Source organism: Paenibacillus sp. J22P15 (assembly GCF_056269345.1).
In genome coordinates, this window is sequence record NZ_JBWDNT010000001.1 from 744435 (window position 1) to 764127 (window position 19693).

Annotated in this window: 19 protein-coding genes and 1 pseudogene; 2 read left to right on the forward strand and 18 right to left on the reverse strand. The window is 41.3% G+C overall.

Annotation, left to right across the window (positions count from 1 at the left end; translation table 11 throughout):
* Positions 1-137: 137 nt before the first annotated feature.
* From AC0YN6_RS03475 to AC0YN6_RS03500, 6 genes and pseudogenes are all read right to left on the reverse strand, one after another.
* A complete protein-coding gene (locus AC0YN6_RS03475; RefSeq protein ID WP_475745146.1) occupies positions 138-1355 on the reverse strand; it encodes a Ger(x)C family spore germination protein in 1218 nt (405 codons plus the stop codon).
* Positions 1336-2445, reverse strand: coding sequence for a spore germination protein (locus tag AC0YN6_RS03480; protein ID WP_475745147.1), 1110 nt, complete (start codon positions 2443-2445; stop codon positions 1336-1338). Before AC0YN6_RS03480 ends, AC0YN6_RS03475 begins: the two co-directional genes overlap by 20 nt.
* 16 nt (positions 2446-2461) lie before the next feature.
* Positions 2462-3895, reverse strand: a pseudogene (locus tag AC0YN6_RS03485) (spore germination protein); the annotation flags it as partial.
* A 22-nt stretch (positions 3896-3917) separates the two neighbouring features.
* On the reverse strand, positions 3918-4043 hold the full coding sequence (locus tag AC0YN6_RS03490; RefSeq protein WP_475745149.1) for a hypothetical protein: 126 nt from the start codon (positions 4041-4043) through the stop codon (positions 3918-3920).
* A gap of 151 nt (positions 4044-4194) precedes the next feature.
* Positions 4195-6138 carry an ATP-dependent DNA helicase gene (locus tag AC0YN6_RS03495; protein WP_475745151.1) on the reverse strand — a complete coding sequence of 648 codons (1944 nt, stop codon included), beginning with the start codon at positions 6136-6138 and terminating at the stop codon, positions 4195-4197.
* 139 nt (positions 6139-6277) lie between these two features.
* Positions 6278-7846 (reverse strand): glycosyltransferase, encoded by a 1569-nt coding sequence (locus AC0YN6_RS03500; protein ID WP_475745153.1) that lies wholly within the window; start codon positions 7844-7846, stop codon positions 6278-6280.
* Positions 7847-7915: 69 nt separating this feature from the next.
* Here AC0YN6_RS03500 and AC0YN6_RS03505 point away from each other — a divergent pair, with 69 nt between their 5' ends.
* Both AC0YN6_RS03505 and AC0YN6_RS03510 read left to right on the forward strand, forming a co-directional pair.
* The gene (locus tag AC0YN6_RS03505; protein ID WP_475745154.1) at positions 7916-8308 is read left to right on the forward strand and encodes a DUF5658 family protein; all 393 of its coding nucleotides are present in this window, start codon (positions 7916-7918) and stop codon (positions 8306-8308) included.
* A 92-nt stretch (positions 8309-8400) separates the two neighbouring features.
* On the forward strand, positions 8401-9630 hold the full coding sequence (locus tag AC0YN6_RS03510; protein WP_475745156.1) for a voltage-gated chloride channel family protein: 1230 nt from the start codon (positions 8401-8403) through the stop codon (positions 9628-9630).
* A gap of 24 nt (positions 9631-9654) precedes the next feature.
* Here the strand turns inward: AC0YN6_RS03510 and AC0YN6_RS03515 are convergent, their stop codons facing one another.
* The 12 genes from AC0YN6_RS03515 to sleB all read right to left on the reverse strand — a co-directional run bounded on the left by AC0YN6_RS03515 (position 9655) and on the right by sleB (position 19444).
* Complete coding sequence (locus AC0YN6_RS03515; RefSeq protein ID WP_475745158.1) at positions 9655-10497, reverse strand: undecaprenyl-diphosphate phosphatase; 843 nt, start codon at positions 10495-10497, stop codon at positions 9655-9657.
* Positions 10498-10896: 399 nt separating this feature from the next.
* On the reverse strand, positions 10897-11772 hold the full coding sequence (locus AC0YN6_RS03520) for a radical SAM/SPASM domain-containing protein (RefSeq protein WP_475745159.1): 876 nt from the start codon (positions 11770-11772) through the stop codon (positions 10897-10899).
* 131 nt (positions 11773-11903) lie between these two features.
* The gene (locus AC0YN6_RS03525; RefSeq protein WP_475745161.1) at positions 11904-12581 is read right to left on the reverse strand and encodes a DUF4166 domain-containing protein; all 678 of its coding nucleotides are present in this window, start codon (positions 12579-12581) and stop codon (positions 11904-11906) included.
* 23 nt (positions 12582-12604) lie between these two features.
* Positions 12605-13513, reverse strand: coding sequence for a DoxX-like family protein (locus tag AC0YN6_RS03530; protein ID WP_475745162.1), 909 nt, complete (start codon positions 13511-13513; stop codon positions 12605-12607).
* 19 nt (positions 13514-13532) lie between these two features.
* Positions 13533-13976: a thiol-disulfide oxidoreductase DCC family protein gene (locus AC0YN6_RS03535; protein ID WP_475745164.1), complete on the reverse strand. Its 444-nt coding sequence runs from the start codon at positions 13974-13976 to the stop codon at positions 13533-13535.
* 141 nt (positions 13977-14117) lie between these two features.
* Entirely contained in the window at positions 14118-14750 is a 633-nt protein-coding gene (locus tag AC0YN6_RS03540; RefSeq protein ID WP_475745165.1) for a response regulator transcription factor, read from the reverse strand.
* Positions 14751-14774: 24 nt separating this feature from the next.
* Positions 14775-16088, reverse strand: coding sequence for a sensor histidine kinase (locus tag AC0YN6_RS03545; protein ID WP_475745167.1), 1314 nt, complete (start codon positions 16086-16088; stop codon positions 14775-14777).
* Positions 16089-16229: 141 nt separating this feature from the next.
* The gene (locus AC0YN6_RS03550; protein WP_475745169.1) at positions 16230-16445 is read right to left on the reverse strand and encodes a cold-inducible protein YdjO-related protein; all 216 of its coding nucleotides are present in this window, start codon (positions 16443-16445) and stop codon (positions 16230-16232) included.
* Positions 16446-16490: 45 nt separating this feature from the next.
* Positions 16491-17579: a lactonase family protein gene (locus tag AC0YN6_RS03555; protein WP_475745170.1), complete on the reverse strand. Its 1089-nt coding sequence runs from the start codon at positions 17577-17579 to the stop codon at positions 16491-16493.
* 106 nt (positions 17580-17685) lie between these two features.
* The gene (locus AC0YN6_RS03560) at positions 17686-17865 is read right to left on the reverse strand and encodes a hypothetical protein (RefSeq protein WP_475745172.1); all 180 of its coding nucleotides are present in this window, start codon (positions 17863-17865) and stop codon (positions 17686-17688) included.
* Between the two features lie 42 nt (positions 17866-17907).
* Positions 17908-18636 carry a DsbA family oxidoreductase gene (locus tag AC0YN6_RS03565; protein WP_475745174.1) on the reverse strand — a complete coding sequence of 243 codons (729 nt, stop codon included), beginning with the start codon at positions 18634-18636 and terminating at the stop codon, positions 17908-17910.
* 148 nt (positions 18637-18784) lie between these two features.
* Positions 18785-19444, reverse strand: coding sequence for a spore cortex-lytic enzyme (gene sleB / locus AC0YN6_RS03570; protein ID WP_475745176.1), 660 nt, complete (start codon positions 19442-19444; stop codon positions 18785-18787).
* Positions 19445-19693 lie beyond the last annotated feature (249 nt).

Sequence of the window (19693 nt, forward strand, 5' to 3'; positions counted from 1 at the left end):
GTTTTTCGGCTCTATTTAAGTGACTATTACTCTATTATGATAGCTTAAAAGTTGATATAAAAGCAAACTGCGTGAAATATGTATTTCACGCAGTTTTTTTATCCGATTATTACTTACTTATTCCACGATATTCGTGCTTAATGTCCCTTCATTGCACCTGTATCGGTAATGATCAACTTAATGCTATAAGTAATTGGAATCCGGCTAAATTGTTCGTCCCAATCATCTTTGACCGATTGCCACTGTTTCGGATGCTCAATGCTCAGTCGTGTACCAAAACCGAGCACATCTGTTTTGTAATTCTTTTGGATCTTATGTAATCCGAGCTTTATAAGACGATTCACTTCTTCCTCGGATGTTTGAACTGCCCTGCTAAAAAAATCATCATCCATAGGTTCGTCTGCATTTAACCATTCTTCTATTAAACGTCCTTCCGATTCGATATCTACATGAAAACTAATCTGTCCTTCTTTGATTTGCGATTTCATTTTACTTTTCATTGTTTTGATCTCATAAGCAATAACTTGCTTTGTTTTTTGATCGTAACTTTTTACTAAACCACCTTTTCCTTTGCCTGACAGCCATATTAAGCCTAATAGTTCATCTTCTGATACAAGCCCTCTAAACTTTTGTGTTTTTCCTTTTATGACAGCGGCACCAGAAAATTTAACTTCACCATCAGCAGAAACAATATTTTGCAATAAATAGCTTGATTTTGCATTCATTTCCCCTTCGATTTTCATGAGTGACATCGGAGGCAATATTTTCAATGTTCGATAACGATTCTCGACCATTTCGATCACTCGGAAAGACGGAATGATCGTATTATCTTTCGACTCCAATACTTTTCTAGCTAAACCGCTGCTCATGACGATGAGACAATTAGGACGAATATCATTATCTCTTAACATAAAACTAAGGAGGTTATTCATGCTGTAGCGACGTGATAACTTTTCATTAATAACGATCACCTTCAGATGATGACCGATAACAGGACGTTCCATTCGAGCCGAAAATTCTCTAACCATTTCAAAGAGCGAGTCTCCTGTCTCTGAAACGTTTAAATATGACTTTCCTGAACTGCCGCTGGAGGTGTCCGAAGCTTTTCCCTCCGATTGTTTATTAATAATTTGCAGTGTATACGTAATCAAATCCTTCTTGCGATAGGAAGAAACAAGTTTATCCATCTTCTTCTCTATCTCTGTTTCATTGGCTACGTCAAGCGCCATACCTAGATAAAGACCGAGATCCTCAATCTCATCCGTACTCCAACAGCCTGTTTGGACAAGCAGTAATAGAAAACAAACGCAAACTAATAATAAGCGTCCGCTTTTGTTACTTCTGATAAGCATCATTTTTCACACCTTTTTTCCATTTTGTCAACAGCAGCAGTAGTATTGTAATGGAAAAGAACAAGTAGAGAGCCGTATTACCGAGCAAAGCGCCATACACAAAAAGCAAGTCCGTATTTTTTGGAAGCGTCGAAATGAGGAATACAATGGGTAACAAAGCATATAAACATTTCATTATTTTAACGTTAAACACCTGCGAAAGCCCTAAAGCAGCTGCATAGTACGTAATGGTGAAGGAGGAATAAATTTGCATAATCCATATCACTAGGAAAAATGATTCAAACCGTTCAAAGATTAAACCAGAAAGCTCAAAGCTTCGAACTAGGTCAAGCGTTGGCCATGTCCTTGTAACAACACCATGGATAGATAATCCACCGATTACTAGGATTACAGTCAGCAAATAAATGAACACTGGAATCGCAGTGCCATAAACGACCGCCTTAACTGCCCCTTTTGGATTGTCCATAAATGCAGTTATAACTAATATGATTTCTACACCTAGAAAGGATAGAGCTGTGGCTCGGACTCCCCCTAAAACAGGCATGATACCTTGTCCCAATATGGGGCGTAAATTATCTAATTCAAATATTCTTAAAGACATTAACATGACTAATAAATAGATGACGATCGTAACTGGTAAAATCATCTGAAATAGTCTTGCGATCGGATTAATACCGCTTGTCATTAAGTACAAGCTAACCCACATAAATAACATAACAATAATCCACGACGGTGTCCCCTCTAGCAAAAATAATTCCGTTACTTCTGCTAGTGCACGCACCTGGTATGCAGCAGTCAGAAAGAAATAAATGACAATCACGATGCCAACTACGCTTCCGACCCATTTTCCCAAAAGCTTCTGATTAAACTGGAAAATAGTTTGAGCAGCATGCGATTTGGATAATATAGCCATCATAACGCCCAACGCGATCGCAACTGCGCCGCCAATAATAACGGAAATCCATACATCAGGTGTTCCTACTTCATCTACGGAAGCTCTAGGCAAGGTGAGAATTCCTGAACCCAGCATAAAGTTCGATATGATTACAGCGGTTTGTACAGTTGTAATTCGATCCTTGACACCGTTTTCCATAAAATTCCTTCTCCCTTTATTTCTTAATACGCTGTTTATCTTTTGGATGAAGCATTTCAGGACGATTTTTCATCATGAAAATTGGCATCCGAACAAATAGATCCTTCCAGTCACCCAAGCGAAATGGAACCGATAGGCTCGCATAAGGCACACCGAAGCTCTTTAGCTTGACAACATGCGCTGCTAATAACAAAGAAAATAAAACTACACCATACATACCAAAGGCAGCTGCGCAGAACATTGCTGCAAAACGCAGCATTCTAAGCGAAATCCCTGCATTATATTGAGGAATTGCAAAGGATGATATTGCCGTCACAGCAACGACAATAACTAAAATAGGACTTACGATTCCCGCTTGCACTGCTGCTTCACCGATAATTAGACCTCCGACAATTCCCATTGCAGGCCCAATAGGTTTAGGCAATCGAAGACCTGCTTCTCTCAATATTTCAATAGCTACCTCCATAATAAGAGCCTCAATGAGTGAAGAAAAAGGTACGCCAGCCCTTGCTGCTACGATTGAAATTGCCAGTTTCGTTGGAATTAAGCCTTGATGAAAGGAGATGAAAGAAATATACATCGCTGGTGTCAATAAGGCGATCAAAGCGGCTAGATAACGCAGCATTCTAAGCAACGAGCCGACCATCCAGCGCTCATAATAGTCCTCAGGCGATTGTAACAGCATGCTAAAAGTAACAGGTGCAATTAATGCAAACGGTGTTCCATCCAGCAGAATGGCGACCCTTCCCTCCATCAAAGCGCCAATCACACGATCTGGCCTTTCCGTGCTTTGCACCTGCGGGAATGGACTCCAAAAATTATCTTCAATGAGTTGTTCCACATATCCTGATTCAAGTAGGTTGTCGATATTTATTTTTCCAACTCTTCGCTTTACCTCTTCAACTAATTCAGGATCAGCAATGTCTTTTATGTAAGCAACAACTAGCTGTTTCTTAGCACGTGTACCTACTTGCATGCTTATGAAAGCTAAGCTGTCATTCTCGCCATGTCGTCGTAATATCGCTGTATTATCAGATAAGTTCTCATTAAAGCCTGATCGCGGACCTCTAACTAATGCTTCAGAGATCGGCTCTTCAATATTTCGAGATTTACTCTTTTCCGTCCCTAATATTATAATTTCCTGAAATCCATCGACGATCAAAGCCGTTGCGCCCATCAATACCTTTGGCATCATTTCTTCTAAAGTCTGCACTTCTGATAATTGACTGACAGTTAATATTTGATTAATCAAAAACGATTTCGTTATTGATTTTTTCTCACCTTGATAAGACATCAGCGCTTTCAAAATATGTTGGTCAATCAGATCACGATCTGCTAATCCACTTACAAATGCGATAGCTGCGCGAATACCTGTGTTACCTATTGAGAACTCACGTACGATAACATCTGAATGGAACTTCAATTGTTCATAGATATCCGCTAAATGAGTGTGAGTTTGATCTTCCATTTGATTATTCATCCTCTTTTGGACGAGATCTTTTGAAAATAGTGGCGATAAGCATCGGAATCACCAGGGTGACTATTGCTTCTACGTAAACCGTCCACTCTGGAATGTTTAATTGATTAATTATCCCCATTGTAAATACACTCCTTGTAGTTTTGTGTCGAATTATACCTATTTTTGCCGTAATGAATTGGATATAAACTTGTAAACGATCAAAGCGCTGGAAATAAAAAAACAAGGAGAAGGGTTTCCCCTACTCCTTGTTGAATAATTTATTCTGTTGCTTATGAATAGCTAAGCGTTACTCCTTTAGGCAGTACGCCTTCAACCTGTTCGCGCACATAGCTGTCATTCATTTTTTCGCCGAAAATTATAACTTTACCGCTATCCTCACGTGTTCTGATCAATCGCCCAATACCTTGTCTAAGACGAAGCAGCATATATGGCATATCTACTTGCTCAAACGGTGACTCAGCATCCTGTCTCCTAGCTGCAAACAAAGGATCGTTTGGAGGAAAAGGCAATTCCCATACAATTACCTGTGAAAGCGATGGACCTGGAATATCTAAGCCTTCCCATAACGTCACTGCACATAAGATACTCGCTTCATCCTGTTGAAACTGCTCAATCAGATAGCTAATTTCACTTGAGCCCTCATATAAAAACGTATAGTCTGATGAATCAGCATGCTTATTCGATTCTGCTCTAAACTGCTCTAATTGCTCCAATGATGGGAATAAAATAAGCGTTCGTCCGCCTGTCTGCCTGAGCAATCGATATGCTTCCTCTACCTTCTCATTTAACCCCGTGAATTGCTCAGTTTTCGGTATAACTACAGCCATTTGCTTCTCGTAGTCATAGGGTGATGGAACCGAGAAGGACAACGCGTTGTCCATACCTAATATGTCCATCATGTAATCAAATGAGCTGTTAACAGAAAGTGTCGCAGAAGAGAAAACGATTGGCATCTTACGTGAGAACACCTGCTCCTTCAGCACTTCCTTAACCACTTTAGGCATAATGACGAGTGAAGTTCCTTCTTTATCCTGCGAAACCCAGCTGATAGGCTTGTCTTCTTTTTTGAATAAAGAGAGGGCAAATTGAATCATCTCCAAATGCTCTTCGACAATTTTTAGTTGATACGTATCGATCGTATATAAGCCGCTTTCAAATACAAGCTCTTCTTCAATGACAGAGAGAGTGTCCTGCAAACGATTGATTTCGCGAATAAGCTCCGCGCTCCATATGATTTCCTTACGGTCAGACGCCGGAACCTTCTTGCTGTGTTTGTTCATCATTTTAAATAAATATTCACTTTGAGCAATCGAGTCCTCAACCGCTACTGCTAATGATTCCCGAATTTCCTGCTGCAGCAGTCTTGTTACGATTCCTTCATATACAACATGGTTCAGCTTATAAGTCAGTGCTTGCTGCGCTGCTGTTTCAAGTAAATGACCCTCATCAAATACGACCGAGCTGTATTCTGGCAGCAGCGGCAGCTGACCTTCACGTTTTCTAGCTTCATACGTCCAAATATGCTCCATATAGAAGTCATGTGAACAAATGATAACATCTGCTGATTTACGGTAATGGTCGCGTGACAGCGTTTGACCGCAGCGATGACGTACGTCACAAACTAAGCAATCCTGAAATACATCCCAGCCCAGTTCGTTCCACTGCTCGTCATTCAAGCTCGGATAGTCCTTGCGGTTACCATATGGATAGAAGCTTTGCATAGAATCCGGTTTTTGCACAAAGCTGGGAAGATCGCGATAGATGCTGTCATACAGCTCAGCATTATCTTGGCCTACCCTTGCGTCATCAAGCTTGTTCAAGCAAATATATTGATCAGCTGATTTGCCTAATCTCGCATCAATCGTTAAATCCAAGTATTTGCCAAGCTTAGCGATATCCCCTTCGGGTTTAACGAGCTGCTCAATTAATGACTCATCCGCACAAGCAATAATCGCAGGTTTTCTCGTATACCTTGCATACGTGATCGCATACAGCAGGTATACAAATGTCTTGCCGGTACCTACCCCTGCTTCTGCAAAGATCGTTTGCTTATCCGAGTAAGCACGCTCCAGTTGAAAGGCCATATAAATTTGTTCATCTCTAATTTCGAAACCAGCTTCAGGCAGTTTCTCGTAGAAAACATCAGCAATCCAATCGCTAGCTTGCTCAATAAAAGGTTTTTTTGGGTCAAAATCAAATGGATATTTATTCACGGGTTACTTGCCTCCATATAGTAGGCACAAACGGCCGCGTGCATGCACGCAGCCGAATGTGAAATCTCCTGTACTAATCGCACACTCAAATATATCACTAGAGTGCTTGTTTAGTCAAAGATTCCAACAATCTATCTTCTTATTCGATCCATTTCACCAAATTCGGCTTCTCATCAAGAATAGATTCATATTGCTCTTTCCAGCCGTATATTGCGTCAGGATCAAGTTTTTTGTAACGTTCATACTTATGCAAACGATCCTGCTCTCGTGCCCATCCAAAGTGTTTCACCCTGAGGTTAGAGATTTTATGGGCTTTCAAATATATGTTTTCAGGAAATCTACCGCAGTGCTGAGGCGTTTGCCTCCATGCATAAGGAAATCCTTCGACGTATTTCAACAGAAATGGACGATATACCTCATGTGCTTTCCAGTAGTTGTCTTCGCGATATTGGTCTTCAGACCAGAAATCATATAAACGAAACATGTAAGCATAACTTTCTGGATCACTCAGCAGAATCGGCAGCTCATCCTTAAATTTTTCTTCAAAATATTCATCTGCATCCATATTCAGAATCCATGCCGGATGAATTCGAATCGTTTCTTCCCATTGCTGCGTTCTTAGCTTCACTTCATTATGAAATTGCGAGCTTTCATTTTTAATATAGGTTAAAGGAATACCCGCAAGATATTCATGAACAATTTCACCGGTCTGGTCTGTGCTTCCATCATCAATAATGACGGCATGGTCTATATATTGTCTGTGATGCTCAAGTACTTCCTTCAAAAAACGATCTCCTTCGTTTTTGACAATCATGGACAATGTAAGCTTCGGGCCAGCATCGGGCACAATGATCGTGAGACCTTTAGATGATTGTGTAGTCGTTACTTCATTTGTTTGGGGCCGTGTAGATTCCATAAATAATTGTGCTCTTACAAGATCTGATTCTCTATATACATGAAAGGCCGGATATCTAGTATCGACGTGCAGCCCGATGCCAAGCGCAGCTGCTCGTATGCAGAAATGTCGATCTTCGCCCCAAAACGATACGTTTGGGATCGTTCGGAATGAAATCGGTTTATCTAGAACTGTTCGAGTCATATATGTACATGCACCAAGTCCGCCTACTTCATATACACCAGGAATTTTTAGCATTACAATAAAAATAAGAGCCGTTTCCGCTCCGTCCCCTGCTTTGACTGTCCCATCGGATTGAAATGGCCAATAGGTATCCTTCAGCCATACTTGCGGCATTTCCATCGTATTCGGCTGCCATTGGGTCCAAAAAATAGCGGATATGATCTCTTTTTGAGATGAAATTAACGATTCGAGAGCTAACGGATGCAGCAGAATATCCGAATCAATGAGAAATAATCCATCATAATGCTGCTCTCTTGCCGTGCTAATGATGTCATCTTTCCAACTCGCAATTTTATCGATCAGATCATTGCTCCAGTAGTGAGTAAATTCATCCCTAGAGTAAGGTGTAATAGAGTCGCTTCGCTTCAAAATCGTGTGGCTTCCATGATTGTCACTCTGCTTCGTTATAAAGTCGCTTAATAATTGCGAGGACTGTTCATTATCATTGTCATCAATAAAGTAATAATCAACCTTAAAAGAACTCGCATCAATGCGTTCCAATGAGGATAAAAATTGGCGTAACACGGTCGGGCTCTGGCGTATGGGGCTTCCAATCAATACTCGCTTCAACGATATGCCTCCTTTATTCCAGAGAGATACGTTAGGAATGTTAAACCTTATGCAGCATATGCATCTATTATGCGATTTTCTCGTCATTTTCATTTGAATGGAGGTTCACCTGTCATCACAGCACTTAAAGAATGGGACCTAAAGCCGCTTCTCTTTGGATTATTATTTCTATGTTTTGCCGATGCAGCATTTACTGACATCGGACTTAGACTTAACCTGATTGAAGAATTGAATCCTCTCGTGAAACGGCTGTATGACTGGAATATGGTTAGCTATTACGCATTGAAGCTGGTGCTGCCTCTGCTGCTTTTACTCATTTATTACCAGTTGAAAAACCGCTATTGGATAAATCCTTGTATTCTCGTTACCGTGCTGCTTTATATTATCGTCAATATCTACCATCTCATTTGGATATCGTATGGTGTTCATGACAGCTGGTTTTCATTCGATTCACTATTATGATTTCCTTTACCTCTTACAAGAGTGTTGTATAATAGCTCATAGAAGCTTTGTGCAACACTTATTCGCTTAGAGAGTATAAAGGAGTCACTTTTATGATTGATGCACGACATTTGTTTCCGCTTAACCTCTCCAAGTACTTCCTAAAATGGCTTCTCATTGCTGGAGCGGTCGGCATACTATCCGGATCAGCCTCAGCCTTATTCCTAGCCAGCCTTGACCTCGTAACTGAAACTCGTTTCCATCATCCTTGGCTGCTATGGCTTCTTCCCGCCGGCGGTGTACTCGTTAGCTTCCTTTATCTCAAGTTTGGAAAAGAAGCAGGAAGAGGCAATAATCTTATTATTGAACAAATTCATTCTGGCGAAGGAACGATCCCTTTACGAATGGCTCCACTCGTCTTGTTTGGGACGCTCATTACACACTTATTCGGCGGATCCGCAGGCCGAGAAGGAACGGCAGTCCAAATGGGCGGCAGCTTAGCGGAATGGTTTGGTCAACGAATTCATTTAAAGTCGATTGACCGTAAAATCATTCTCATATGCGGCATCAGCAGCGGCTTCGGCGCTGTCTTCGGCACCCCACTCGCGGGTACGATCTTTGGCTTAGAGGTACTTGCTATCGGAGTAATTAGTTATGAGGCGCTGCTTCCCAGCTTTATTGCAAGTTATGTGGGACATCTTGTTGCTACAGCATGGGGAATTAAACATTTAGCCTATTCAATGGGTGCTGTACCGCCGCTCGACTGGCTCTTACTCCTCAAAATTATTATTGCTTCCGTCTGTTTCGGCTTAGCCGCACTGTTATTCACACAGCTCCTTCGTTTGTTTAAACGGTTATTCAGCAAATGGTTTAACCATCCCGTTATAAAAACCTTAATTGGCGGCATCATCGTGATTGCACTCGTGTATGTTATCGGCACACGTAATTATTTGGGACTTGGGATTCCACTCATTCAGCAATCCTTTCAAGAGGCGGTTTCGCCACTTGTTTTCTTACTGAAAATATTATTCACTACCATTACGCTTGGAACAGGCTATCAAGGCGGTGAGGTAACACCTCTCTTTGTTATAGGTGCCACGCTTGGCAGTGCGCTTGCAGGTTTGCTCAATACTTCAATTCCATTGCTTGCTGCTATAGGCTTCGTATCGGTATTCAGCGGCGCTGCTAAGACGCCTATCGCCTGCTTCATTATGGGCATTGAATTATTCGGATCTGATGGTGCAATGTATTTGTTCATCGGCTGTATGATCGCTTTTATATGTTCTGGTCAAATGGGCATCTATGAAGCTCAAATACACAAAAAAGGCCTGCTCCCGTCTTAACGGCAGCAAGCCTTTTTCTTTTGGTTAAAAATATACGATGTAAATCACTGCAGCGAGTACAATCCGATAAATTGCAAACGGTACAAGCTTGATTTTGTTAATGAGCTTTAAGAAGAAACGAATTGAAAGTAGTGCAAATACAAAAGCACTCAGGAAACCTGCGATAAAAAATGGCAATGATTCTAACGTGAAGTACTCCCAGTTTTTCGCCAAAGACAGTATGCTTGCTCCTGCCATAATGGGAACTGCCATAATAAATGTAAAATCCGCAGCAGCACGGTGACTCATGCCGAGCAGCACCCCGCCCGAGATCGTTGACCCAGAACGAGAAAAACCTGGCCAAAGCGACAAACATTGAATGAGTCCTACTGAAAGTGCTTGCTTATAAGTGATTTGGTCAACCGTCTCGATCTTTGGTTTCTTAGGTCCAAAGCGATCTGCAATGATCATAAATATTGCTCCAATGACTAGACCAATAAGTACGGTGCGGATCGAGAATAAATACTCATCGATGTAATCATCGAATAACAGACCGAACACTCCAGCAGGAATTAGTCCGACGAGAACATGCATAAGCTTAAGCTTATTCCCTTGCCCAGCAGCAGGCTGAGTTGCGTCCTTTCTTTTACGCTTTAAGCCGAGTAAATCAATAAATCGATTTCGGAAAATGATGACCACAGCTAGAATGGAGCCTAGTTGAATGACGATTTTGAAAGTGTTCGCCACGTATTTCCCCAAGTATTTCTCCGTTTGAAGCCACATATCGTCAACAATGACCATATGTCCTGTCGAGGAAACCGGTGCAAACTCCGTTAATCCCTCCACGATTCCCAAAATAATCGCTTTTAAAATTGTAATAAAATCCATGTGTAGTTGAATCTCCTAACTCTCAGATTGATTGATAGACGACAATGAACAGCACGAAGTAAATCATAACACAAAAGCACCCTTCCCAACAATTCCACTCGTTTACAATTGGGTTTGAAGAAGCATCTTCAATTTTTTTTACATTTAAGAAGAACTAGTTAGACGATACATTAGCTATAATCAGTTGAGCCTCTTGAACTACTAGCTTATCGCTCTGCTCCTTCCCAATCGAATAGACGTCAGCAAGTCCCGCTTCCCCTGCTTGTTGCCAATAACTTTTTTTTCATGGCTCGAACATCTTCTAACAAAATAAAAAACCTCATCAATAGGTAGGACTAGCCTACGAACGATGAGGTTCTCATCCTTTACTATAGTCGTTCAAAGCTTGTAAATCGGATATCAGCCGAAACGCTGACGATATCCGCATTTGCGGCATAGCTCTTCGACCGCTTCACGTCTTGAGAACCCATCGTAAAGGTTCGTTGAGCGCTCATTCTCAATAATTTCTGAGAAATGAGTATCATGGATGTTGCCTAGATTAATGACCCCTTCTCCATCCAGACAACAAGGAATGACTGTACCGTCAATGAGAATACCAGCTTGATTCCGCAGTGCATGACAGAACCCTTTCCCGTTATACTCGGGCTCTTTCAGATCCGGCCATTTGAACTCTGGATCTTGATTTAAATAAATGCGCTCAGCGATTTTCACGCCTGATCCTGGAATGAATTTTTCCTCGATTTTATAGTCGAGATCGAAAGCCTTCTCAATCATGCCGAGCAGCTCGCGATTTTTATTTTTCTGCTGATTTGTTTCATTGTCCATGTCTAAATTCCATAATCGAAACGAAATAATAATATTACTGGTTGCTACCGCTTCCTTCACGAATGATAATATCTCAGCTAGATATCCCTCTTTATTCGTTGAGCCGGCATGACCGTCAAAGCTGTGCAGCGAGAAGTTGATTTGACGCAGCGCTGGTTTATTCAGCAGCTTATGTTTATTTTTCGTAATTAGCGTACCGTTAGAAGTAATGTTGACTTTAAAGCCCTTCTCATGGCTAATATCGAGCAGCTCATCCATCTTGGGATGAAGCATTGGCTCCCCTTTGACGTGAAAATAAATATAATCAGTATGAGGCTTGATTTGATCTAGTGTTTTTCTAAAATCCTCAACTGTAATAAAACCTTTCGCGCGCAGCGTAGGCGGACAAAAGCTGCAGGATAAATTGCAAATGCTAGTCGTTTCTATATAAAACTTTTTGAACTTTTTCATTCTTCATGTACTCCATTTCCCGTGGTTCTAGCTGCCTCTGTCTCGCGAGCTTGAATCTTCATATCGTGTCTGACTCTATTATACAACGACAAGCTAGCAAGTGACAAAAAGGAATAAACGGCATCAGCCGATTATTCCCTCTTCTCGTCACGCAGCGGCCGAATTCCGACAGGTATAGCCTCAGGATAAGACTTTATGAAAGTCGCTTGGAAAGAGCCCACATATCGGAATATTGGACCGATAATCGGATTGCGAACAACAACAGTAATTTTGTAACAGCACTCGCTATCGTCATACCACTCATTTACCTCTGCGCAGCCCGTCAATATTTTGGGGAATCGAAATTGCAGCCATCCTTCGTAAAAGCGCTGTTCACCCGAACGTATCGTAATCCCTCCTTTTGAACATACGCTAAGCTCCAAATCGACAGCTAGATGCTGCTTATTACCTAGATAATCAACGATTTGCTCCCTCTCCCCACTGTACACCATCGTTGCATCAAAATGCTTGACTGCTCTAGAAAATTGAAATTTGCGAATCCAAGAAACCGTTTCACGTCCAAAAGGGTCAATATAGGCAAAATTCTCAATTGAAAATGGAATGTTCCTGCCTCCTCGGGGAAACATAATATGGCGAAATGTTCCAAGAAACAGCGGCAGTATAACAAGCTTGTTGTACCAAATAAGCTCCATAACCCCATGACCTATCGATGCGGTGCGATCCTGACTGCTAAAGCCAAAGCGCTGCTGGATGCGAGGATGAAGCTTGTGAAATTCAGCTCCTAGCACTTGTTCATATATTGAGCCCATCGTAAATGCCTCCTCTTTCATAGTTATGATTTGTACTTTCGTTTACAACGACTTGCTTGCGGCAAGTGACTTCTGCTCCAAAAGGCAGCGACTCCCAAACCAATCATCGGTAATGATAGCGTAATTGGGTTAAACGGAGCTGTAAGCAATTCGGAATTGAAAAACAGTGCTGGAGCTGTCAATGCAACCAGCGCAGCGGTGTGAGCAATGTAAATCCATTTTCGCCTATGGAAGAAAGCCGTTGATAAGCCAAAAGCAATTTCACATAGGCCAATCCATTGAACGATTTGCAGCTCTATCCCTTTAAACAAACCTAGCTCCTTCATCATCGCCAGTTCACCCGACTCTGGAAAAAGCAGCTTGGGCACAAGACCCTCATAACACCAAAGCAGCATCATAAGACATACACACAAGTAATGAATACATGCTCTCTCCGCAACGACGGAAGGCGAAATACGCTCTTCCATCCAAATCCGCAACCGATCAAAGCTCCATGCGGTAGCAAAACCAAATAGAGGTCTAAATACATAGTGATCGATTATTCGACCGGCAAGACCGAAGCGTGTCTGATAATCAAATAACGTGATAAAGGTAAGCTTATCTCCGTGCACCTTGTACTTCCAATAACCGCCACCCGAACGAATGAGCGAGATCGCCTGCTCTGATGCAAAGGTTAAGGTAGATACTCTTTCTTCGCTATGCTTGAGTAAAGTGCTTCCCGTTTCTCCCGTACCTGCTATTTTTAGTCCAAAGCCTATCCTTGTTTCATATTGGAACTTCTGTTTGTCTGTTTCATTCATTCGTGGTAAATATGTAATCTTCGAGAAACGAAGATCCCATAGCTCATGCAGCTGCGGCGATTGTGTATGTGCCCACAGCTCATCCATTGTAGTACGGATTTCAAGCTCGACATAGATTGGTTTATTTTTCACCCGTATTCCCTCCCGCTTTTCAATCACTTATAGGATCATCACTGTCTACAAATCGATCTATTAGCTCAGGTGACGGCAACAAGCATACGTCAGTTTTTCCAAACAGTCGGAAGCGATTTCGAGCAATAATATCATAAACACGGTTTCTCCATGATAGAGGTACAAAGCGAAATAGATACAATATACGCCACAAGCCGCCAAGCTTGTGTAAAACACGAAGTGCCGCTTCTGATTTTGTATAGTACTTTGCGGATTCTACCATCACAAACGTATCGATATCATCTATTGGTAAATGCCCCTCTTTGAGCAGCTGCTCGCCGAGAGGCGATTGCAATGTTGCAAACCGAAATAACTTTCCCGTATCCCATTTCACAACAAAGTGAGTAATTTTACTGCAAAGCAAACATTGTCCATCAATGAGCAGAACGATAGGCTTTTGGATACTATTATTCGTTGCAGCCATTTTCAGCACTTCCTCTCTTCTTTCATTCTAAAGTTAAGCCATTCGTGATGGCAGTTCCATCTTTCGTAGAACGACATAAAGAGGGGTACTACAAAACGTAGTACCCCCTACTGACTTCGTGCATTATTTATGCGGCTATTCTTACTCTTCCCTCTGAAACAAACCTCTTCGTTTAACCTTCTCTACCGCATCTTTACTGCTTCGGACACCTAGCTTCTTTAGCATTTTGTTGACTTGATTTTTTAGAGTGCTCTCTGCCTTATAAAGCTTTTTCTCAATTTGTGACTGGGTATAACCAGCTTCGATAAGCTCAAACACCTCACGCTCCGCGCCAGTCAGCTCTTTAAGCTGCTCCTCGCGCTTTAATCGAGCAAGCTCGTTAAGCAAAGCCTCCATAGGTGCAGGATGATGATAGACGCTTCGTATCGTTTGCGGAAGCTCCTGAAAGCGTGTCTTTTCAAGATACTGAACTGCGCCTGCTGTAAAAGCTTTCGTCATCGTCTGTTCATCATTTAATGACGTTAACATTATAATTTTGGCGGAAGAATATTCATGCATCAGCATCGCCGTGTGAATGCCGTCAAGACGGCTGCCATCGAGCTGAATGTCCATCAAGACAACATCAAACGTGATCGTTTGCGCTAGGCTGATCGCATCGCTTGAATTCGTTGCGGTGCCTACGACGAGCAGATCAGACTCTTTATTCAAAAAAGCAGTGAGCGCTTTAATCCAATCCGTGTCATCCTCTACAATAAACACTTTAATATGACTCAAAGTGACTCCCTCCTTTAGAAAACATTATAAAAGCTTTTTTCGAGGCCAAACCAGCGCTGCACGAGTACCAACCCCTGCCTGGCTCGTTAATATGACTTTTGCCCCGCTCTTCTGCATCACATTATAAACATAAGATAAGCCCAATCCAAAATTTCTGCCGCTCTTGCCGCTGCTGTAGAACGGATCAAATACTTGGCTCAGCTTCTCCTCAGCAATTCCGATTCCGCTATCTTGGACTGAAAGCTCTACGCCATTCTTATACGCGGCAAGTCTTACTTCAATTGTACCCCCATCAGGCATCGCATCACTAGCATTCATTAATAAGTTTCCGAATGCCTCACTTATATGAATGGAATCACATTGTATGATCGGACGAATTTCATAGTATGCATTTACAAATATTCCTTGTCTTTTAAGTATAGTTTCATGTTGAAAGAGCACTTTCTCAATTAATATATCCAGCTGAACAGGTTGCTCCTTTAACGTAATGTCCTTGATTTGACTATGTATCCGACTGATCATCTCTAGCATATGATTTGATGCATTCGTAATGATTTGCATTTGTTGATTCGTCTGCTCGCTTACTTCGGGCAGCATGTTCTTTAAGTTTTCAGTGCTGATTGCTATTTTTCCAATTTCATTTTTAATCGTATGATTTAACATCGTAGCACCCGTGCTGACTGCTCTCATTGTACTTTCCATAGGATCATGCTCGAAGCGCAGTCTCACACCGAGGACACCATACATGAACGTACAAAGAAGCGCTACTGTCAATGAATAGATCATAAATACGGAAATATAATTAAAAAATTGAAAGTCAGGAGATATAACCTTCGCAACATAGATGAAGAAAAGTACAGCAAGCAGAGTAGGTACTATAATAATCGTTGTAATAAAACGACTTCGCTTTAGCCTTGGGTCACGTTCTTTCCAGAAGGCTGCAACTAATAAATAGCAGGAAGCCAAATAGTAAGGAGCGCACCAAATAAGCAAAATGATAAAAAACCATTTTTGATTTGAAGAAAACATGACAAACAAAAGCATCAATATGATCGGAAATGCAAGTACAATTTTGAGTTTCCTTCTTAGTTGATAGGAATCAATTACAGATGCATACAAGAAACTAAAAACAAGAACTGCATACGGTGTTAACGTATAGTTAAGAAATTGCAACACATTGGAGGACTGTATTAAGCCATTATTCGCAAATACATCAGAGAGACCTCCAATCGATGCGCTGCATAAGAACATTGCTGCCCACTGATTTGACTCACTCTTGCGATTGTTCAAAATGACAATAACAGCTGCCGTAAATAATGCTAAAAAATAAAACAGCATAGATCGTATCATCCTGTCATTGATTAGTATGTCTATCCTACCATATTAAACAGCTTGTTAGTCGAGATGTTTCAAACGTATAACTAGAAAAAATCCCAATCACACTCGAATGAGCGGATTGGGATTTTTTCGCTGGTCATATTAGTAGTCCGATTTCGGCTTGCGAGGCTGCGGCTTAGGCTTGTTTTGTACAGCTGGCAGATGCCTCATGCTTCTAAGCATCGGTCCTTTACATATTGGGCAAGTTTGTTCTGTAGCTGCGAACTCATCTCTAACCCATGCCTTACATTCTGGATTTTTACATTTAAAAATTTTGGTCGCCTTTAATTTCGGTTTATCATCTTCGTTAGTAGCCACGCTTCAGTATTCCCCTTTTCTCTCTACACTTACGTCATTAATTATTTATACCGTTAAATAAACAGGAATAACACAAACTGGCTTTGATAACGTAACGCTATTACCAGTATACGTCAATTTTCCATCTGTTTGATTAACTGAAAACGTAACAATATTATTCGTATCTCTATTGGCTGCAAGTAAATACTTGCCGTTTGGCATCAATGCAAAATGACGTGGATGCCCGCCTTCTACCGAAATATGCTGTACAAGTGTTAACAAACCTGTTTGCTCATCGATAGCAAATACTACAATGCTGTCATGTCCACGATTAGAGCCATATAACAATTTTCCGTCAGCTGATATAGCAATCTCAGCACAAGAATTCTCATCCTTAAAGTCAGCAGGCAGCGTGCTTACTGTTTCCTTAGTCGTTAACTTACCGGTCTCAACATCGTATGTAAACGATGTAATCGTCGAATCCACCTCATTTATGACATAGACAGACTTTCCATTCGGATGAAACGATAGATGACGCGGACCAGCTCCAGGATGCAAAGAAATTTCACTTTGATGAACCAGTTTGCTATCAGCTTCATCTAAAAGATAAGTCACGATTCGATCAAGACCTAAATCCGATACGAGCAAATAACGTCCGTCCGGACTATAGAACGAAGAATGCGGATGAGGACGATCCTGGCGTTCAGGATGCTGACTGCTGCCTTCGTGCTGTTTTACATCCAGCTGCTCACCAATTGTACCTTCTTCAGTGATCCCAAAAAGACCGATCATGCCGCCATGATAACTTGTAACCGTCAGGAAACGGCTATTTTCATCTCGTTGAATGTGGCAAGTCGTAGAATCTACTGTCTGTTTGCGGTTTAATAGTCGAATTGAACCTTTTACTGGGTCAATTGTGAATGCAGCAGCCTCTCCAACCTTCTGACCGCTTTGATTCACGGTTTCGGAGATCGCATACAGCAGCTTACGGTCTGCATCAACATTAAGAAACGTTGGATTTTTAAACTCAGCAACCGCATCTGTCAACGTTAATGTACCCGATTCATCATCGAATACATACACGTAAATACCATTCTCATCTGATTCCGCATAAGAGCCTGCGAACACAAGCAGTCGTTGTTGTTCAACTGTCACGTTTAATACCCCCTAAGCGTTTGCATGTCAGCGCTTTTTTAAGCGTCTGATTTTTACATCGTTATCTATTATAAGTTCTGAACGCTCATTCGACAAATAGGTATTTTCATACACCGTTTTTACTATTCCAGCTGCTCCCCGTCCAAACGACAAGGTCGCCGAGAATTAAACCCTCAGCGACCTTAGTCAGCGGTACTTCAATGCGTTTTTTATTGATGAGAATAAAAGCAGCGTGTTCGTTCTGGCCGATGATTTCCCCTATTCGTTCAATTTGACAGTTACTCATAAGAGTAGTTTCCTCCATGAACGCGCCGCCCTTCACTACAAATTATGATTTTGGAGAATCGGGAGCGCAATAACCATCTGAGCAAGTAATATCTGCGTCCCCTTCGTTTACTTGAATGAAGGTTGGATGTTTTTGTTCCCATGCTTTATTTAATGTATCCAAGAACACCTCTGGTGATTGAGCTCCAGAAACCGCAAATTTACGATCAACCACATAAAAAGGAACACCGCGTATGCCAAGCTTGCTGCCTTCCTCTTCCTCTTCTCGAACTTTATCAGCGAATTGGTTGGTTTGAAGCATCTCTGCTACAGCAGCGGCGTCTAAGCCTGCTTCTGAAGCAATCGAAGCCAGATGCTCACGATTTCCGACATTTACACCGTCCGTGAAATACGCTTTGAACAATTTTTCGGAAAGCTCCTTGTCCTTACCCTGTTGAGCTGCAAAATGAACAACACGATGCGCATCAAACGTATTTGTTGACACCGTACCTTCAAAGTTGAACGTAATGCCCACTGCAGCAGCTTGCTCAGCGACATGAAGCGTTGTTTCTTTCGCTTTCTCCACACTCATTCCATATTTAGAAGCAAGCATGCTATAGGTGCTCACGTTAGAATTAGGGTCAGCGCTTGGATCGAGCTCGAAACTACGAAATACGATTTCGATTTGATCCTTATGCGCGAATTTCTCCAATGCCATTTCAAACTTTCTTTTGCCTATATAACAGAACGGACAAACATAATCCGACCAAATTTCAACTTTCAATGCGGACACCTCCAAATGTTTTAAAAAAAGTATGATACTTTATTTCTTATTGTAACATGTTTTTATAATAATTTAAAAACAGTAATTTTGCCATTATTTTTAGAAAAAAAAAGATTCCTATCGCAAGCAGCTGCACTTGTCGATAAGAATCTCTTCTCTATACTGCAAATAAATGACGTCCAATTTTCACTGTTGGCTTACGGGACCAAATCCAAGAAGATGTAGCTGTCTCAGGATTAAAATAATAAAGCGCTCCGTTTGTTGGATCATAGCCTCTTACAGCATCTTGAGCTGCTTGATAGGCTGTTTTATCCGGTGTTAAGTAGTATTGCCCATCATCAACAGCAGTGAATGCTCTCGGCTGCTCAATGACACCTTTAACCGAATCTGGGAAGCTTGATGATGCCAATCGATTCATAACAACTGCCCCGACTCCAACTTGACCTTTATAAGATTCACCTCGTGCTTCGGCGTAAATGATTCTTGCTAGAAGATCAAGCTCCACTTTATTTACCGATACACTCTTTAAAGTTTTCCAAGTTTGTTTTCCAGCAATTCCATCTACTTGTATCCCATAATCTTTCTGAAAACTTTTCAGTGATTCCAAGGTAGCAGTACCGAAATACTTACTCACATCTTTGTTGAAATAACCTAGCGTTTTCAAGCGAAATTGTAGATCAGGCACATCATCTCCTGTGCTTCCGGCCTTTAAAGTTACTGGTGAAGCAGCATTTGCAGCCTCCAGCGGAATCGCGAATGCCATCATAAAAATGATAATAAGCGCCATACTATGTTGTACAAATGTTTTGTTCATCATTAGGAATGAACCTCCCTTTTCTTTTGCGATCATACAAATTGTCCGCAATTTGGAATAAGATTGGTAACTCGTCAACTGACTCGTTTGAGTTTAGCACAGTTAAAATGGAATTGTAACCGCGATTGATAAATTGCATCTATTTACTAATTTTGCTCTTCTTTGTTTATTTTGTAGATTACATTATACTTTTGGAGCAATCTTAAGCTCAGTAAAAACAGAAAAAGACTGCTGAGTCACCTCAACAGTCTT

Excerpts from the sequence above, each read along its gene's own strand:
- AC0YN6_RS03490 (WP_475745149.1), bottom strand. The coding sequence starts at position 4,043 with ATGGGGATAATTAATCAATTAAACATTCCAGAGTGGACGGTTTACGTA.
- AC0YN6_RS03480 (WP_475745147.1), bottom strand. The coding sequence starts at position 2,445 with ATGGAAAACGGTGTCAAGGATCGAATTACAACTGTACAAACCGCTGTA.
- AC0YN6_RS03515 (WP_475745158.1), bottom strand. The coding sequence starts at position 10,497 with ATGGATTTTATTACAATTTTAAAAGCGATTATTTTGGGAATCGTGGAG.
- AC0YN6_RS03510 (WP_475745156.1), top strand. The coding sequence starts at position 8,401 with ATGATTGATGCACGACATTTGTTTCCGCTTAACCTCTCCAAGTACTTC.
- AC0YN6_RS03475 (WP_475745146.1), bottom strand. The coding sequence starts at position 1,355 with ATGATGCTTATCAGAAGTAACAAAAGCGGACGCTTATTATTAGTTTGC.
- AC0YN6_RS03505 (WP_475745154.1), top strand. The coding sequence starts at position 7,916 with ATGCGATTTTCTCGTCATTTTCATTTGAATGGAGGTTCACCTGTCATC.
- AC0YN6_RS03560 (WP_475745172.1), bottom strand. The coding sequence starts at position 17,865 with ATGAGTAACTGTCAAATTGAACGAATAGGGGAAATCATCGGCCAGAAC.
- AC0YN6_RS03520 (WP_475745159.1), bottom strand. The coding sequence starts at position 11,772 with ATGAAAAAGTTCAAAAAGTTTTATATAGAAACGACTAGCATTTGCAAT.
- sleB (WP_475745176.1), bottom strand. The coding sequence starts at position 19,444 with ATGATGAACAAAACATTTGTACAACATAGTATGGCGCTTATTATCATT.
- AC0YN6_RS03535 (WP_475745164.1), bottom strand. The coding sequence starts at position 13,976 with ATGGCTGCAACGAATAATAGTATCCAAAAGCCTATCGTTCTGCTCATT.
- AC0YN6_RS03525 (WP_475745161.1), bottom strand. The coding sequence starts at position 12,581 with ATGGGCTCAATATATGAACAAGTGCTAGGAGCTGAATTTCACAAGCTT.
- AC0YN6_RS03545 (WP_475745167.1), bottom strand. The coding sequence starts at position 16,088 with ATGCTGTTTTATTTTTTAGCATTATTTACGGCAGCTGTTATTGTCATT.